This window comes from Serratia sp. BNK-10 (assembly GCF_047456065.1).
GTDB lineage: Bacteria > Pseudomonadota > Gammaproteobacteria > Enterobacterales > Enterobacteriaceae > Serratia > Serratia ureilytica.
This window is the reverse complement of record NZ_CP179894.1, coordinates 205,138-222,610: the sequence shown is the minus strand read 5'-3', so window position 1 is coordinate 222,610 and position 17,473 is coordinate 205,138. Positions and strand designations below refer to the sequence as shown.

Here is a 17,473-nt window from a genome sequence, read left to right as displayed (position 1 = left end):
AGGCACAAAAAAAGACGTCCGTTGACGTCTATTGATGTTCCGATGGTGCCGAAGGCCGGACTCGAACCGGCACGTATCTCTACGGTTGATTTTGAATCAACTGCGTCTACCGATTTCGCCACTTCGGCACTGAAGTAGTATGCGGAAAACGGGTGAATTATACCTTCCCGCGACCAGCACGCAACACTTATCCGTTGTTCAATGAGTTAAGTGTCGAAAAAACCGCCGCAACGCGCGTTTGTCCGCCCCGCCTTCCCGCTGCGCGCCCTTCCCAACCCTGTTGATGATAAACAGGCTGTTGCAACGAGCATCCAAGATAAGGCGCTACACTCACGCAATACCATCCGATCCTAGGTTTCAGCATCGTTGCACAGAGCAATGATGGCTCCTGTGCCGTACGTCATTCACTCCCACGAGCCAGAACTGCTCGCCCAACTGGCGAAACAGGTTCAGGAGCCCGGCACGCGGAAAGTAGCACCTGCCCGCCCATTGCCACTGTCTCACCCTGCGCCTGGCAAAAACAAAATAATCCCCAGCCGTAATGGCAATGCTGCAAATAATTGCACGCCAATGTGTCAGCGAATAAAGAATGAGGTTGCGCAACATTCCGAGAACACTATTTTTTCATTAATGAATATCAGATGGGAAATAAAGAAGCGGAATGCTGCCTTCAGGGGAGAGACGCTATTTCGGTTAGATGGGGGGTTATCTAAAATCACCACAAAATAGCGTACATACGTAACAAAATAGCAACTCAAGGCGTAAAAACCAGCAGAGAACACTTGCCTCTGCAGAGTTAATAGCTTTAAGATGATGTAAGAAAATTTTCCCTGGTGTTGGCCAATATTGGCAGCCTGACCTACGCGGTCAGGTTTTTTTTTATATTTTTTATCAAAACATTACCGGGAAAGTGTATCGCCTTAAGGGGTGAGAAACTAGTTAGACTAAAGTACAGTCCCTTACTAGACCTTTATCAGTTCATGCAGGTTATTATTTCACATCGTAGAAATCAGGGCCGGTGCTGTATTGCTTCCCTCTCGTGAGCCGCCACGCTGCCCACTCAATACCGATTAACGCCCGTCATTTCCCGGTTCGAAAGCTGCCGTGAGCGATCAGCCTATCCATCCACCGGTTTAATCAGCCGCAGCTCCATCCCCAGGCGCACGGCATGTCGGGCATTCGTTACCCCCAACTTTTTGACGACGTTGGACATATGGTACTTGATGGTGCCGGTCTTTATGCCCAGGATCATCGCCGTTTCCTGGTAGGTTTTACCCACGCTGGCCCAATAGAGGATTTCGTTTTCCCTGTCGGTAAAGCGGGCGTTGCCCTCCAGCGCTGCGGCGTTTTTATCTGACGGTGGGGCCAGCGCCAGATACGACTCATGGATTGAGGCCAGCAATACCGAGATTTCACCTTTACGTTCGATGAGCGCCGGGATGACTTCCGCTTTCTGTTCTGCGCTGAAGGCAAAGGAAAGCGTGACGAGATTGTTGTTGTAATCGTGCAATACGAAGGTATAGCCGTGCGTCACGCCAAACTCGCGGGCCTGCTCGAACAGTTCGGGAAAATGCAGCCCTGCGTCGGCCATGATTTGCTCGTCCCAGGCGAAGGGGGTCAGGCGGTTGCGGGCGGTAATCACCACCGGATCAATGTACTGCAACCCCTGCTCTTGATACTTGTTGACCCATTCAGTCGGGTAGTTGGTGACGCCAAAAATACAGGAAATGTCTTTTTTGGATAACACCACATACGCCCACAGGAGCTCGCCCAACTCCCCCAACGCCGCTTCCAGGCGCTTGCCGATGATATTGCTGAGATTGTATTCGTCTTCCATTGACTGCCCGCTCCCTCTATCCGCATGCCGCAGGGTTGACTATAGCACGACGAAAAGCGACAGGTCGGGGGAGTGGTTCACCGGGGGCATGCCGCACCCACAAAAAAGGCGCGGCCCCACGGCCGCGCCTTTTCCCATACCGCTCGCCCCGCTACTTGCGTTTGAGCAGCATATACACGCTGATCAGCAGGAACAGCATGCTCGGCAGCAGCGCCCCCAGCACCGGCGGCATGCTGTAAACCATGCTCAGCGGGCCGAAGATCTGATCCAGCACGTAGAACAGGAAGCCGAAGCTGATGCCGGTCACCACGCGGATGCCCATCGGCACGCTGCGCAGCGGGCCGAAGATGAACGACAGCGCCATCAGCATCATCACCGCCACCGACAGCGGCGAGAAGATTTTTCGCCACATGTTGAGCTGGTATTTGTTCGATTCCTGGCCGCTCTGCTTCAGGTACTTCACGTAGTTGTGCAGCCCGCTGATGGAGAGCGAATCCGAATCCAGCGCCACCACGCCCAGCTTGTCCGGGGTCAGGTTGGTTTTCCATTCGCCGGTCAGCGTCTGGGTGCCGGTCACCTGTTTCGGGTTGGTCAGATCCGAGGTGTCCACCTGCGAAAGCTGCCACAGGCCGTTCTCGAAGCTGGCGGTGGCGGCATAGCGCACCGTCTCCAGGCGACGCTGATCGTTGAAGTGGTAGATATTCACGCCGGAGAGTTCTTTATCGCCGGAGACGCGCTCGATGTAGATGAAGTCGTTGCCGTCCTTCGCCCACAGCCCGCTCTTGGTGGAGAGCAGCGAGCCGCCGTACATCTGCTGGGCGCGGTAGTTGCGCGCCATCTGCTCTCCCTGCGGCGCCACCCACTCGCCGATCGCCATGGTCAGCAGCACCAGCGGAATGGCGGTTTTCATCACCGAGCCGGCGATCTGCAGGCGGGTGAAGCCGGAAGCCTGCATCACCACCAGTTCGCTGCGCGTCGCCAGCTGGCCCAGGCCGAGCAGCGCACCGAGCAGCGCCGCCATCGGGAAGAAGATCTCGATGTCTTTCGGCACGCTCAGCAGGGTGTACATGCCGGCGCTCAGCGCGGTGTATTCGCCCTGGCCGACCTTGCGCAGCTGATCGACGAACTTGATGATGCCGGACAGCGACACCAGCATGAACAGCGTCATGATGATGGTGTTGAAAATCGTTTTACCGATATAACGGTCTAATACGCCAAACATCAGGCCGCTCCTCTCAGGCGTGCGCGCAGCTTGCGCATCGGCACGGTATCCCACAGGTTCAGCGCCAGCGCCAGCGCGAAGTAAACGCCGTTAACCAGCCACAGCCACAGCATCGGATCCAGTTTGCCCTTGCCGGCGTTGGAGCGCAGCGAGGTCTGCAGCAGGAAGAAGATCAGGTACAGCAGGATGGCCGGCAGCATGCTCAGCACGCGGCCCTGGCGCGGGTTCACCACGCTGAGCGGCACCACCAGCAGCGCCATCAGCGCCACCGACACCACCAGCGTCAGGCGCCAGTGGAATTCGGCGCGCGCGTCCGGATCGTCGGATTCCCACAGCGTCTGCATCGACATCTGTTCGGATTCGGTGTTGTCCGCCGCCACGGTGCGGTGGCCAATCACCGCCTTGTAGTCGGTGAAGTCGGTAATGCGGAAGTCGCGCAGCAGCGCGGTGCCTTCAAAGCGGGTGCCCTTGTCGAGCGTCACCACCTGCGAGCCGTCTTTCTGCTGCACGATGTTGCCGTGCTCGGCCACCACCACCGATGGGCGTTGGTTGCCGTTCGGCCGCAGCTGCGCCAGGAACACGTCGTTGAAGGTGCTGCCCTTCACGTTGCCGATAAACAGCACCGCGTTGCCGTCCTGCGAGGGTTTGAACTGCCCTTCCGCCAGCCCGGCGATGCTCGGGTTGGCCTTGGCTTCGTTCACCACCACGTCCTGATAGCGCGAGGCCCAGGGGCCGGCCCAAAATACGTTCACCGCCGCGATCGCAGAGGTGAGCAGCGCCAGGATCATGGCGGCGATAATCAGGGTGCGTTTACCCAGCCCGCAGGCGTGCATGACGGTGATTTCGCTCTCGGTATACAACCGCCCAAGCGTCATCAGCAAGCCGAGAAACAGGCTCAAAGGCAGGATGAGCTGCGCCATTTTCGGCACGCCCAACGCGAGCAGAGAGAGTACTAAGTTTGTCGGGATATTGCCGTCCACCGCGTCGCCCAACACCCTGACCAAATTCTGACAAAAGAAGATCAGAAGCAGGATGAACAGGATGGCGATTTGGCTCTTGAGCGTTTCCCGTACCAGATATCTTATGATGATCACGCTTATTACGCCTGTGAAAACTTGTCTTTTTGCAGGAAAATCGATAATTTCATCGTTAATCCGCCATTTATTCTCATCATATGGCAACCTTCACAGCTAAAATAGTATTACAACATCAAGCCGTTTGGGTGTCCTATAGGAACTTGCTTATAGTCGCCAAAACAGAGCAATTTATGCCGTTCAGGTTAACATAATCCGTTAACTCAAATGGCAGGAGATCGTTACGGAGTCGGTTATTCTAGCCGTAGCGTCCGCCTTTGTCTTTAAGATTCAGGAGAGTGCATGGAGTTCAGTGTAAAAAGCGGTAGCCCGGAAAAACAGCGCAGTGCCTGTATTGTAGTCGGCGTTTTCGAACCGCGCCGCCTGTCCCCTATCGCAGAACAACTCGACAAAATCAGTGATGGTTATATCAGCGCATTGCTGCGCCGTGGCGAACTGGAAGGCAAGGTCGGGCAGACGCTGCTACTGCACCATGTGCCCAACATTCTCTCCGAGCGCATCCTGCTGATCGGCTGCGGCAAAGAGCGCGAGCTCGATGAGCGCCAATACAAGCAGGTGATCCAGAAAACCATCAATACCCTCAACGACACCGGCTCGATGGAAGCGGTCTGCTTCCTGACCGAACTGCACGTGAAAGGCCGCAACACCTACTGGAAAGTGCGTCAGGCGGTGGAAACCGCCAAAGAGACGCTCTACACCTTCGATCAGCTGAAAAGCAACAAGGTGGAGCCGCGTCGTCCGCTGCGCAAAATGGTGTTCAACGTGCCGACCCGCCGTGAGCTCACCAGCGGCGAGCGCGCCATCCAGCATGGCCTGGCGGTGGCTTCCGGCATCAAGGCGGCCAAAGATCTCGGCAACATGCCGCCGAACATCTGTAACGCCGGCTACCTGGCCTCACAGGCCCGTCAGCTGGCGGACGCCTTCAGCACTAACATCACCACCCGCGTCATCGGCGAACAGCAGATGAAAGAGCTGGGCATGAACGCCTATCTGGCGGTTGGCGCCGGTTCGCAGAACGAATCATTGATGTCGGTGATGGAATATAAGGGCAACCCAAATCCGGACGCTAAGCCGATCGTGCTGGTAGGCAAAGGGCTGACCTTCGACTCCGGCGGCATCTCGATCAAACCGGCCGACGGCATGGACGAGATGAAATACGACATGTGCGGCGCGGCAACTGTGTACGGCGTGATGCGCGTGGTGGCGGAGCTGAACCTGCCGCTGAACGTGATCGGCGTGCTGGCCGGCTGTGAAAACATGCCGGGCGGCCGGGCGTATCGTCCGGGCGACGTGCTGACCACCATGTCCGGCCAGACCGTCGAGGTGCTCAACACCGACGCCGAAGGCCGCCTGGTGCTATGCGACACCCTGACCTACGTCGAGCGCTTCGAGCCGGAGCTGGTGATCGACATCGCCACCCTGACCGGCGCCTGCGTGATCGCCCTGGGCCACCACATCACCGGCCTGATGTCGAACCACAACCCGCTGGCGCACGAGCTGCTGGGCGCTTCCGAGCAGGCCGGCGATCGCGCCTGGCGTCTGCCGATGGCCGACGAGTACTACGAGCAGTTGGACTCCAACTTCGCCGACATGGCGAACATCGGTGGCCGCCCTGGCGGCGCCATCACCGCCGCCTGCTTCCTGTCGCGCTTCACCCGCAAGTACACCTGGGCGCACCTGGACATCGCCGGCACCGCCTGGCGCTCCGGTAAAGCCAAGGGCGCGACCGGCCGCCCGGTCGCGCTGCTGTCTCAGTTCTTGCTGAACCGTGCAGGCCTGAACGGCGACGATTAAATCTGAGCGGTAATTCAGGTATAATCCCAAGGGGCACAGCATGCTGTGCCCCTACATTTTTTTATCGGCAGCGGTGGATCCTTAATGAAACAGGCGACGTTTTATTTGCTCGACAACGCGGAACCGTCAGGCGCGCTCAGCGCCCATGAGGCCGTGGCCTGCGCCGTTGCCGCCAACGGCTTCCGCGCCGGCAAGCGGGTGCTGATCGCCTGCGAGAGTCAGGAGCAGGCCCAGCGGCTGGACGAAGCGCTGTGGCAGCGCGAGCCGCATGAATTCGTGCCGCACAACCTGGCCGGCGAAGGGCCGCACTATGGCGCGCCGGTGGAACTGTGCTGGCCCGGCAAGCGCGGCAATGCCCCGCGCGATCTGCTGATCGCCCTGCTGCCGCAGTTTGCCGATTTTGCTACCGCTTTCCATGAAGTGGTAGACTTCGTTCCTTACGAAGACACTCTGAAACAGTTGGCGCGCGACCGTTACAAGGCCTATCGCAGCGTCGGCTTCCATTTGACCACGGCTACGCCGCCAACTCACTGAATACGATAAAGAATGGAAAAGACAAACAGTCAGCTCGACACCGCATACGACCCAAAACAGATCGAACAGAAGCTGTACGATCACTGGGAGAGTCAGGGTTACTTCAAGCCGAACGGCGACACCAGCCAGGAAAGCTTCTGCATCATGATCCCGCCGCCGAACGTCACCGGCAGCCTGCACATGGGCCACGCGTTCCAGCAGACCATCATGGACACCATGATTCGCTATCAGCGCATGCAGGGTAAAAACACCCTGTGGCAGGCGGGCACCGACCACGCCGGCATCGCCACCCAGATGGTGGTGGAGCGCAAGATCGCCGCGGAAGAAGGCAAAACCCGCCACGACTACGGCCGTGACGCGTTCATCGACAAAATCTGGCAGTGGAAGGCGGAATCCGGCGGCACCATCACCCGCCAGATGCGCCGTCTGGGCAACTCCGTGGACTGGGAGCGCGAGCGCTTCACCATGGACGAAGGCCTGTCGAACGCGGTGCGCGAAGTGTTTGTCCGTCTGCACAAAGAAGACCTGATCTACCGCGGCAAGCGCCTGGTGAACTGGGATCCGAAGCTGCGCACCGCCATCTCCGATCTGGAAGTGGAAAACCGCGAATCCAAAGGCTCCATGTGGCACCTGCGCTACCCGCTGGCCGACGGCGCGAAAACCGCCGAGGGCAAAGACTACCTGGTGGTCGCCACCACCCGTCCGGAAACCGTGCTGGGCGATACCGGCGTGGCGGTCAACCCGGAAGATCCGCGCTATAAAGACCTGATCGGCAAAGAGATCATTCTGCCGCTGGTCGGCCGCCGCATCCGCATCGTCGGCGACGAACACGCCGATATGGAAAAAGGCACCGGCTGCGTGAAGATCACCCCGGCGCACGATTTCAACGACTACGAAGTCGGCAAACGCCACGGCCTGCCGATGATCAACATTCTGACCTTCGACGGCGACATCCGTCAGGAAGCGGAAGTGTTCAACACCCTGGGCGAAGTCTGCACCGACTACTGCAACGAGATCCCGGCCGAGTTCCGCGGCCTGGAGCGCTTCGCGGCGCGGAAAGCGGTGGTTGCTGCCTTCGATAATCTGGGCCTGCTGGACGAGATCAAACCGCACGACCTGACGGTGCCTTACGGCGACCGCGGCGGCGTGGTGATCGAGCCGATGCTGACCGACCAATGGTACGTGCGCACCGCGCCGCTGGCCAAAGTGGCGGTGGAAGCGGTCGAACAGGGCGACATCCAGTTCGTGCCGAAGCAGTACGAAAACATGTACTTCAGCTGGATGCGCGACATTCAGGACTGGTGCATCTCGCGTCAGCTGTGGTGGGGCCACCGCATCCCGGCCTGGTACGACGTGAACGGCAAAGTCTACGTGGGCCGCAGCGAAGAAGAAGTGCGCAGCGAGAACAACCTGGGCGCCGACGTGGTGCTGACCCAGGACGAAGACGTACTGGACACCTGGTTCTCGTCCGGCCTGTGGACCTTCTCTACCCTGGGCTGGCCGGAGCAGACCGAGGCGCTGAAAACCTTCCACCCGACCAGCGTGATGGTCAGCGGCTTCGACATCATCTTCTTCTGGATCGCGCGCATGATCATGCTGACCATGCACTTCATCAAGGATGAAAACGGCAAGCCGCAGGTGCCGTTCAAGACCGTCTACATGACCGGCCTTATCCGCGACGACGAAGGCCAGAAGATGTCCAAGTCCAAAGGCAACGTGATCGATCCGCTGGACATGGTCGACGGCATCTCGCTGGAAGATCTGCTGGAAAAACGCACCGGCAACATGATGCAGCCGCAGCTGGCGGAGAAAATCCGCAAGCGCACCGAGAAGCAATTCCCGAACGGCATCGAGCCGCACGGCACCGACGCCCTGCGCTTCACCCTGGCGGCGCTGGCATCGACCGGCCGCGACATCAACTGGGACATGAAGCGCCTGGAAGGCTACCGCAACTTCTGTAACAAGCTGTGGAACGCCAGCCGCTTCGTGCTGATGAACACCGAAGCGCACGACTGCGGCTTCAACGGCGGCGAGAAAGTGCTGTCGCTGGCGGATCGCTGGATCCTGGCCGAATTCAACCGCACGGTGAAAGCCTACCGCGAAGCGCTGGACACCTACCGCTTCGATCTGGCGGCCAACATCCTGTACGAATTCACCTGGAACCAGTTCTGCGACTGGTATCTGGAGCTGACCAAGCCGGTGGTGAGCAACGGCAGCGAAGCGGAACAGCGCGGCACCCGCCACACGCTGATCACCGTGCTGGAAGCGCTGCTGCGCCTGGCGCACCCGATCATCCCATTCATCACCGAAACCATCTGGCAGCGCGTGAAGCCGCTGACCGGCACGACTGCAGACACCATCATGCTGCAGCCGTTCCCGGCCTACGACGCCGCGCTGGAAGACGAGCAGGCGCTGAACGATCTGGAGTGGATCAAGCAAACCATCATCGCCGTGCGCAACATCCGCGCCGAGATGAACATCGCGCCAAGCAAAGCGCTCGACGTGCTGCTGCGCAACTGCAGCGCCGACGCCCAGCGCCGCGTGCAGGAGAACCAGAGCTTTATCGCCCGTCTGGCGCGCCTGGAATCCATCGCGCTGCTGCCGGCCGGTGAGAAAGGCCCGGTCTCCGTCACCAAGCTGGTGGACGGCGCCGAGTTGCTGATCCCGATGGCCGGTTTCATCGACAAAGACGCCGAGATCGCGCGTCTGGCCAAAGAGATGGGCAAACTGGATGCGGAAATCGCTTCGATCGAAGGCAAGCTGGCGAACGAAGGCTTCGTGGCGCGCGCGCCGGAGGCGGTGGTTGCCAAAGAACGCGATCGTCTGGCGGCCTGCAAAGAAGGCAAAGTGAAGCTGCAGGAACAGCAGGCGACCATCGCCGCGCTGTAATCCACCGGCTCACGCCAACGCCTGAAAAACAGCGGGGTCTTCCCCGCTGTTTTTTTATCGCCGTTGCATCCGGGCCGGGTTAGATGTTATTACAAGATATTACTGCTGCAGGGACGCCGCCGGGAAATAATCCCCGGCGCGTTTCGTGCTGCGATAAAAACGAAAAACGAACGTGGTCTCTTTCAATGGCGAGTGTAAACATGACAACAGCAACCCCGGCGCGCCTGCTGGTGCGCCCCATTACGGCGGAAGACAATGCCGCCATTGCTCACGTCATTCGCGAAGTCTCCGCCGAGCACGGCCTGACGGCGGATAAAGGCTATACCGTCTCCGATCCCAATCTGGACGCCCTGTATCAGCTCTACAGCCTGCCGCGCAGCGCTTACTGGGTGATCGAGGTGGACGGCCAGGTCGCCGGCGGCGGCGGCATCGCGCCGCTGCAGGGCGGCGCAGACGATATTTGCGAATTGCAGAAGATGTATTTCCTGCCGGTATTGCGCGGCAAGGGATTGGCGAAACGCCTGGCGCTGCAGGCGCTGGATTTCGCCCGCCGGCACGGCTTCCGCTGTTGTTACCTCGAGACCACCGCCAGCCTGACGCAGGCCGTTGCGCTGTACGAACACCTGGGTTTCGAACACATCGACCACGCGATGGGCGCCACCGGCCACGTCGATTGCGAAGTCACCATGCTGAAAACGCTGTAACCGTCCCGTCTCTCCATCAGGGTGCAGCTTGCTGCGCCTTTTTATTAATATCACAATCAATCAGTAAAACTCGCTATAACGCCGTTTTTCAAGCAGATAAACTGACGTTAAAAACCGCGATGTAAATTTAATGTGAAGTTCGTTAATAAATTAACGATCGTAAATTGACCGCTTGCGCCCCCGCGCTACTCTGCCAGTATCCCAATCGCGCACGGAGAGCTGTCATGTCGGAAAACACCTTTGATTACATTATCGTCGGCGCCGGTTCCGCCGGCTGCGTGCTGGCGGCGCAGCTGATCCGCCGCACCCAGGCGCGGGTGCTGCTGCTGGAAGCCGGCGGCGACGACAATAACCTGTTTATCAAGATGCCGGCCGGGGTGGCCAAGATCATCGCCAAAAAGAGCTGGCCCTACGAGACGGAACCGGAACCACACGCCAACAACCGCCGCATGCAAATCGCGCAGGGCAAGGTGCTGGGCGGCAGCAGTTCGGTCAACGGCATGATCTACCTGCGCGGCCAGCCGCAGGACTACGACGACTGGGCCGAGCGCTATGGCTGCGCCGGCTGGAGCTACCGGGAGGTGCTGCCCTACTTCAAACGCGCCGAGGCCAACGAAAGCCTGTCCGACGACTACCACGGCGCCGACGGGCTGCTGCCGGTCAGCGAGAACCGCTATCGCCATCCGCTGAGCATGGCGTTTATCCGCGCCGGCCAGGAGTTGAACCTGCCCTATCGCAACGACTTCAACGGCGACAGCCAGCACGGCGTCGGTTTCTACCAAACCACCACCCGCAACGGCGAGCGCGCCAGCACCGCCCGCACCTATCTGAAGGCGGTGCGCGACGAACGGCGGCTGGTGGTGAAACTGAACGCCCTGGCGCACCGGCTGACCTTCGAGGGCAACGTCGCCACCGGCGTGGTCTACAGCCAGAACGGCGGCGCGGAAATCACCGCGCGCGCCACCAAAGAGGTGATCGTCAGCGCCGGCGCGGTCGGTTCGCCGAAGCTGCTGATGCTGTCCGGCATCGGCCCGCGCGACCACCTGCAGCAGCTGGGCATCGAGGTGCGGGCGGATCTGCCGGTGGGTAAAAACTTCCACGACCACCTGCACATGTCGATCAACGTCAGCACCCGCGAGCCGATCAGCCTGTTCGGCGCCGATCGCGGCCTGCAGGCGCTGAGCCACGGCGCGCAGTGGCTGGCGTTTCGCAGCGGGGTGCTTTCGTCCAACGTGCTGGAAGGCGCCGCCTTCACCGACAGCCGGGGCGATGGCCGCACGGACGTGCAGATCCACTTCCTGCCGATGCTCGACAGCTGGGACGACGTGCCCGGCGAGCCGCTGCCGAACATTCACGGCTTCACGCTCAAGGTCGGCTATCTGCAACCGAAGGCGCGCGGCGAAGTGCTGCTGCGCAGCAGCAACCCGCGCGATCCGGTCAAGCTGCACGCCAACTACCTCGGCCACCCGGACGATCTGGCCGGCAGCGTGCGCGCGGTGAAATTCGGTCTGGATTTCCTGCAAACCGCGGCGCTGAAGCCGCTGATCAAGGATCTGCTGATGCCGCAGCCGGAGTGGACGCGCGACGACGCGCAGCTGGAAGCCTTCGTGCGCAACTTCTGCAAGACGGTGTATCACCCGGTGGGCAGCTGCCGCATGGGGCCGTCGCCGCAGGACGCGGTGACCGATCCGCAGCTGCGGGTGCACGGTTTTGAACGGCTGCGGGTGATCGACTGCTCGGTGATGCCGCAGCTCACCAGCGGCAATACCAATGCGCCGACCATTATGCTGGCGGAAAAGGCGGTGGATTTGTTGCTGGGCGCGCCGCAGTAAGGACGCGCCTCAACGTCAGGCGGCGACGGGCACGCCGCTGTGGAAACGCAGCTCGCTGTCCGGCGACAGGATCAGTTCAGCTTCGAGGCGGCCGAAATGCGCCACCCGTTCGCTGATGTCGTCGCCGGCGATCTGCTCGGCCAATGTCAGGTAGTCCTGATAGTGGCGCGCTTCGGATCGCAGCAGCGAGACGTAAAAGCGGTTCAGCTCGTCGTCCAGGTGCGGCGCCAGTTTGGCGAAGCGCTCGCAGGATCGCGCTTCGATGTAGGCGCCGCAGATCAGTTTGTCGATCAGCGTCGCCGGATCGTGGGTGCGGATCTCGCGGATCATCCCCTTGGCATAGCGGCTGGCGGTGATCTTGCGATACGGGATCCCGCGTGCCTGCATGATCTCCAGCACCTGCGAGAAGTGATGCAGTTCTTCCTTGATCAGCAGCACCATGCGATCCGCCAGATCCTGGCCGTAGGCCGAGCCGTTTTTCGGCAGGATCTTGCGGGTGAACTGGCCCTGGCGGAACAATGTGTCGGGCGCGCCCTGCGCTTCGTGCAGAAACGCCTCGTAGGGCCGCAGCAGCGCCAACAGCGCGTCGCCGCTCTCTTTGTCCGCCACGTAGCGGCGGATCAGCCACATGCCGGTCTGTGCGGCTTTCAGCTCGCACACCAGGTGGTCGGTCAGCAACAGCTGCAGGTTTTCCGGACGGCGCGCGGCGTCGATCCAGGCGTCGGGAGTTTCACAGTGCAGGAAGCTTAAAATCGGGGCTAGCAGGGATTGGTATGTCATGGCGTCATTGCCCTATGTATTTCAAGTTGCAGCTAGGCGGCCAGCTCACTCATCCCCAGGAGCTTACTCAGGTAAGTGACTGGGGTGAGAGAGTGCAGCCAACAACGCTGCAGCTTGAAAGACGACGGGGATATCAGGGGCCGGCGAGAGCCGGCCCACAGGCATTAATCGGAAAGGAATTAGTGGCGTTTGCCGTCGTCGTCTTCGTCGATATAGTCGCCGTCTTCGTCATCCTCACCGTCTTCACCGTTCGGATCTTCGAAGTAGGTGCCCCAGCCATCGTAGTTGACGCCGCAGCGCTCCGCCAACGCCACCAGCTGCTCGACCTGAGCGTCGATCAGCTCGGCGTTCAGGCCGACTTCGCTGATCACGTCGCAGCACATCACCATCGAACCGTCTTCCACTTCCAGCTCTTCGGCGTCGGTCACTTCGTAGCCCAGCTTGAAGGCTTCAACGGCGGCCTGCTCCAGAACCTCAAATTTCTCGGCGGACAGATGGTGCTCGATGGTGTAGAGCGCGTCCGGATCGCTGCCGTCTTCCAGCAGCTCTTCGATGATCAGGCGGGTCTCTTCACGTTGTTCTTCCAGCAATTCGCGGTTTGCCATGCCTATATCCTCAAGTCAAATGGCCTTCATTCCTTCTATTTTCACACACCGCCGACATTGCTTCCACGATAAACGTGAAAGATTTCCTCACCGGGGTTGAAATTGAATATTCATACATATAAAGTGAATTTTAATTCAATTAAGCAATCAGGGAATCGGACTATGAGCACCGGCAATGCGTTCTACCAACGTCACTTTCTGAGGTTAATGGATTTCACCCCCGCCGAACTGCAGGCGCTGCTGCGGCTTTCGGCCGATCTGAAGCAGGCCAAGAAGCAGGGGCGGGAACAGCGCCGGCTGCAGGGCAAAAACATTGCGCTCATCTTCGAAAAAGACTCGACCCGCACGCGATGCTCTTTCGAAGTTGCCGCATTCGATCAGGGCGCGCAGGTCACGTACCTCGGCCCGAGCGGCAGCCAGATCGGCCATAAAGAGTCGATGAAAGACACCGCCCGGGTGCTGGGCCGCCTGTACGACGGTATTCAGTACCGCGGCTACGGCCAGGCGCTGGTGGAAACCTTGGCGGAACACGCCGGCGTGCCGGTGTGGAACGGCCTGACCGACGAGTTCCACCCTACCCAATTGCTGGCGGATCTGCTCACCGTGCAGGAACACCTGCCGGGCAAGGCGCTGAACGAAGTGAAGCTGGCGTACGTCGGCGACGCGCGCAACAACATGGGCAACACGCTGCTGGAAGCCGCCGCGCTGGCGGGCATGGATCTGCGGCTGGTGGCGCCGAAGGCCTGTTGGCCACAGCCGGAGCTGGTGGCCGAATGCCAGGCGCTGGCGCAGCAAACCGGCGCGAAACTCACCCTGACCGAAGACATCGCCGAAGGGGTGCAAGACGCCGATTTCCTCTACACCGACGTGTGGGTGTCGATGGGCGAACCGAAAGAGACCTGGCAGGAGCGTATCGCGCTGCTGCGGCCGTATCAGGTCAACATGGCGATGCTGAAACTGACCGGCAACCCGAACGTGAAGTTCCTGCACTGCCTGCCGGCGTTCCACGACGATCAAACCACGCTCGGCAAGCAGATGGCGCAGCAGTACGATCTGCACGGCGGCATGGAAGTGACCGACGAGGTGTTCGAGTCGGCGCATAGCGTGGTGTTCGATCAGGCGGAAAACCGGCTGCATACCATCAAGGCGGTGCTGGTCGCCACGCTGAGCGCAACGCTCTGACACGCCTCCCCCTCCGCCCTGGCGCCCCCGGCCAGGGCGGCTAATATATTCCTGGAATATCAAATAGCGCATTGGCCTTTGCCCGCCGCGGACAAAGGTTCTACCGTGACAGGCCGACGGCGCCCGCGCCGTAAAAACCAACGATAACAAACCGTTCGCAGCGCCACCTTGCGGCGCCTTCAGGGGATACACATCGATGAAAACCAAACTCTTGCCGCTGTTCCTGCTCGCCGCCCTGCCCGCCGCCGCGTTAGCCGCCACGCCGCCGAATACGCTGGTGGTGGTGCAATCGCTGGATGACATCGTCAGCCTCGATCCGGCGGAAGCCAACGAACTCTCCAGCATCCAGACGGTGCCCAGCCTGTACCAGCGCTTGGTGCAGGCGGATCGCGACGATCCGGCCAAGGTGGCGCCGGTGCTGGCGGAAAGCTGGCAGAGCGATGCGGCGGCCAAAACGCTGACGGTGAAACTGCGGCCGCAGGCGGCGTTCGCCTCCGGCAACCCGCTGACCGCCGACGACGTGATCTTCTCCTACAGCCGCGCGGTGAAAATGAACAAATCGCCGGCGTTCATCCTCAACGTGCTCGGCTGGCAGCCGGACAACATCGACGCGCAGCTCAAGAAGATCGACGACCATACCGTGCAGCTGCGCTGGACGGCGGACGTCAGCCCGGCGGTGGCGCTGAATATCCTCTCGACGCCGATCGCCTCGATCGTCGACAGCAAAGCGGCGCTGGCCAACGTTAAAGACGGCGACTTCGGCAACGCCTGGCTGAAAATGCACTCCGCCGGCAGCGGCCCGTTCAAGATGCGCGTCTATCAGCCGCATCAGGCGATCGTGCTGGACGCCAACCCCACGACGCCGGGCGACAAGCCGCAGCTGAAAAACATCATCATCAAGAACGTGCCGGATCCGGCCACCCGCCGCCTGCTGGTCCAGCAGGACGACGCCGATATCGCCCGCGAACTGGGCGCCGACCAAACCGACACGCTGAAGAACCAGCCGGGGATTAAGGTGCTGGAGATCCCGTCCGCCGAGCAAAACTACCTGGTATTCAACACCGGCAACGGCGCCAATCCGCTGCTGAACAACCCGGCCTTCTGGGAGGCGGCGCGCTATCTGGTGGATTATCAGGGCATCACCCAGGATCTGCTGAAGGGCCAATACTTCGTGCATCAGAGCTTCCTGCCGGTCGGGCTGCCGGGCGCGCTGGAGACCAACCCGTTCCGCTACGATCCGGCCAAGGCGAAAGCCATTCTGGCCAAGGCGGGCATCGCCCACGCCGCCTTTACGCTGGACGTAGAGAACAAGCCGCCGTTCATCACCATCGCGCAGGCGCTGCAGGGCAGCTTCGCCGCCGCCGGCGTGAAGGTCGAGCTGCTGCCGGCCGCGGGCAGCCAGGTTTACTCCCGCGTGCGCGCCAGGCAGCATCAGGCGGCAATCCGCCTGTGGATCCCGGATTACTTCGACGCTCACTCCAACGCCAGCGCCTTCGCCTACAACGACGGCAAGAGCAGCACGGTGGCCGGGCTGAACGGGTGGCAGATCCCGCAGTTGAATAAGCAGACGCTGGCGGCGCTGGCCGAAGCCGATCCGGCCAAGCGCCGCGCGCTGTACACCGCCATGCAGCAGGAGCTGCAGCGCAGTTCGCCGTACGTGTTTATCGATCAGGCCAAAACCGAAGTGGTGCTGCGCGACAACGTCAAAGGCTACCAGCAGGGGCTGAACGCCGACATGGTCTACTACGATCGCGTCAGCAAATAGCCCGCAGGCGGCCATCGCCGGCCAATCGATTGCGGAGCGGCAAAAAACGGCGTTTTAACGCTTGCAGTGGCGAAAAGCGCGAGTATAATGCGCCACAATTTGCCAGGAGAAAGCATGAAAAACGACGTTTGTTTTGTTAGCCGCAATCGACAAAACCGACTGCCTATCGGCGGCCAGCTGCCGTTGTTTCTCCTGTTGCTAAACCGATCGTTTCAAGCCCCTCATTGAGGGGCTTTTTTTTGCCTTAAAAAGTCCCGCGCCACGGGCACGCGTCGAGGAGGAGTGAAAAATGGCCAACCCGCTGTATCACAAACACATCATCTCTATTAACGATCTCAGCCGCGAGGATCTGGAGCTGGTGCTGCGCACCGCCGCCGGTCTGAAAGCCAACCCGCAGCCGGAACTGTTGAAACACAAGGTGATCGCCAGCTGCTTCTTCGAAGCCTCGACCCGTACCCGCCTGTCGTTCGAAACCTCGATGCACCGCCTCGGCGCCTCGGTGGTCGGTTTCGCCGACGGCAGCAACACCTCGCTCGGCAAAAAAGGCGAAACCCTGGCCGACACCATCTCGGTGATCAGCACCTACGTGGACGCCATCGTGATGCGCCACCCGCAGGAAGGCGCAGCGCGCATGGCCTCGGAGTTCTCCGGCAACGTGCCGGTGCTCAACGCCGGCGACGGCGCCAACCAGCACCCGACCCAGACCCTGCTGGATCTGTTCACCATCCAGGAAACCCAGGGGCGCCTGAGCAACCTCAGCATCGCCATGGTCGGCGACCTGAAGTACGGCCGCACCGTGCACTCACTCACCCAGGCGCTGGCCAAGTTCGAAGGCAACCGCTTCTACTTCATCGCCCCGGACGCGCTGGCGATGCCGGCCTACATCCTGAAAATGCTGGAAGAGAAAGGCATCGAGTACAGCCTGCACGGCAGCATTGAAGAAGTGGTGCCGGAGCTGGATATTCTCTACATGACCCGGGTGCAGAAAGAGCGCCTCGATCCGTCCGAGTACGCCAACGTGAAGGCGCAGTTCGTGCTGCGTGCCGCAGATCTGGCCGGCGCGCGCACCAACCTCAAGGTGCTGCACCCGCTGCCGCGCATCGACGAGATCGCCACCGACGTGGATAAAACGCCGCACGCTTACTACTTCCAGCAGGCGGGCAACGGCATCTTCGCCCGTCAGGCGCTGCTGGCGCTGGTGCTCAACGCAGATTTGGCTCTTTAAGGGGGAACCG

At 60.5% G+C, this 17,473-nt stretch carries 13 protein-coding genes and 1 tRNA gene; 8 read left to right on the top strand and 6 right to left on the bottom strand.

Going from position 1 to position 17,473, the window contains the following annotated elements; all coding sequences use genetic code 11:
• Positions 1-43 precede the first annotated feature (43 nt).
• The 4 genes from ACMGG9_RS01035 to lptF all read right to left on the bottom strand — a co-directional run bounded on the left by ACMGG9_RS01035 (position 44) and on the right by lptF (position 4,153).
• Positions 44-128 (bottom strand) — tRNA-Leu (locus ACMGG9_RS01035).
• Positions 129-1,117: 989 nt separating this feature from the next.
• A complete protein-coding gene (locus ACMGG9_RS01030) occupies positions 1,118-1,837 on the bottom strand; it encodes a LuxR family transcriptional regulator (protein WP_108680117.1) in 720 nt (239 codons plus the stop codon).
• 151 nt (positions 1,838-1,988) lie between these two features.
• Positions 1,989-3,059, bottom strand: coding sequence for an LPS export ABC transporter permease LptG (gene lptG, locus ACMGG9_RS01025; RefSeq protein WP_033641698.1), 1,071 nt, complete (start codon positions 3,057-3,059; stop codon positions 1,989-1,991).
• A complete protein-coding gene (lptF, locus tag ACMGG9_RS01020; RefSeq protein ID WP_033641697.1) occupies positions 3,059-4,153 on the bottom strand; it encodes an LPS export ABC transporter permease LptF in 1,095 nt (364 codons plus the stop codon). The genes lptG and lptF overlap by 1 nt, the downstream gene beginning before the upstream one ends.
• Before the next feature lie 282 nt (positions 4,154-4,435).
• Between lptF and pepA the strand changes: the two genes are divergently transcribed.
• The 5 genes from pepA (at position 4,436) to ACMGG9_RS00995 (ending at position 11,906) form a co-directional block, all read left to right on the top strand.
• The gene (gene pepA, locus ACMGG9_RS01015; protein WP_004933352.1) at positions 4,436-5,947 is read left to right on the top strand and encodes a leucyl aminopeptidase; all 1,512 of its coding nucleotides are present in this window, start codon (positions 4,436-4,438) and stop codon (positions 5,945-5,947) included.
• Positions 5,948-6,031: 84 nt separating this feature from the next.
• Positions 6,032-6,481: a DNA polymerase III subunit chi gene (locus tag ACMGG9_RS01010; protein WP_004933353.1), complete on the top strand. Its 450-nt coding sequence runs from the start codon at positions 6,032-6,034 to the stop codon at positions 6,479-6,481.
• 12 nt (positions 6,482-6,493) lie between these two features.
• Complete coding sequence (locus ACMGG9_RS01005; protein ID WP_089197625.1) at positions 6,494-9,370, top strand: valine--tRNA ligase; 2,877 nt, start codon at positions 6,494-6,496, stop codon at positions 9,368-9,370.
• A gap of 200 nt (positions 9,371-9,570) precedes the next feature.
• Positions 9,571-10,074 (top strand): GNAT family N-acetyltransferase, encoded by a 504-nt coding sequence (locus tag ACMGG9_RS01000; protein ID WP_033636872.1) that lies wholly within the window; start codon positions 9,571-9,573, stop codon positions 10,072-10,074.
• A 224-nt stretch (positions 10,075-10,298) separates the two neighbouring features.
• Entirely contained in the window at positions 10,299-11,906 is a 1,608-nt protein-coding gene (locus tag ACMGG9_RS00995) for a GMC family oxidoreductase (RefSeq protein WP_414161836.1), read from the top strand.
• Positions 11,907-11,921: 15 nt separating this feature from the next.
• Here the strand turns inward: ACMGG9_RS00995 and miaE are convergent, their stop codons facing one another.
• A complete protein-coding gene (miaE, locus tag ACMGG9_RS00990) occupies positions 11,922-12,686 on the bottom strand; it encodes a tRNA isopentenyl-2-thiomethyl-A-37 hydroxylase MiaE (protein WP_108680113.1) in 765 nt (254 codons plus the stop codon).
• Between the two features lie 179 nt (positions 12,687-12,865).
• Positions 12,866-13,291: a ribonuclease E inhibitor RraB gene (rraB, locus tag ACMGG9_RS00985; protein ID WP_025305115.1), complete on the bottom strand. Its 426-nt coding sequence runs from the start codon at positions 13,289-13,291 to the stop codon at positions 12,866-12,868.
• Between the two features lie 162 nt (positions 13,292-13,453).
• Here rraB and argF point away from each other — a divergent pair, with 162 nt between their 5' ends.
• From argF to pyrB, 3 genes are all read left to right on the top strand, one after another.
• A complete protein-coding gene (argF, locus tag ACMGG9_RS00980) occupies positions 13,454-14,473 on the top strand; it encodes an ornithine carbamoyltransferase (protein ID WP_198774397.1) in 1,020 nt (339 codons plus the stop codon).
• A gap of 196 nt (positions 14,474-14,669) precedes the next feature.
• Complete coding sequence (locus tag ACMGG9_RS00975; RefSeq protein ID WP_414161835.1) at positions 14,670-16,238, top strand: ABC transporter substrate-binding protein; 1,569 nt, start codon at positions 14,670-14,672, stop codon at positions 16,236-16,238.
• Between the two features lie 289 nt (positions 16,239-16,527).
• Positions 16,528-17,463, top strand: coding sequence for an aspartate carbamoyltransferase (gene pyrB / locus ACMGG9_RS00970; RefSeq protein ID WP_193159620.1), 936 nt, complete (start codon positions 16,528-16,530; stop codon positions 17,461-17,463).
• Positions 17,464-17,473: the final 10 nt, after the last annotated feature.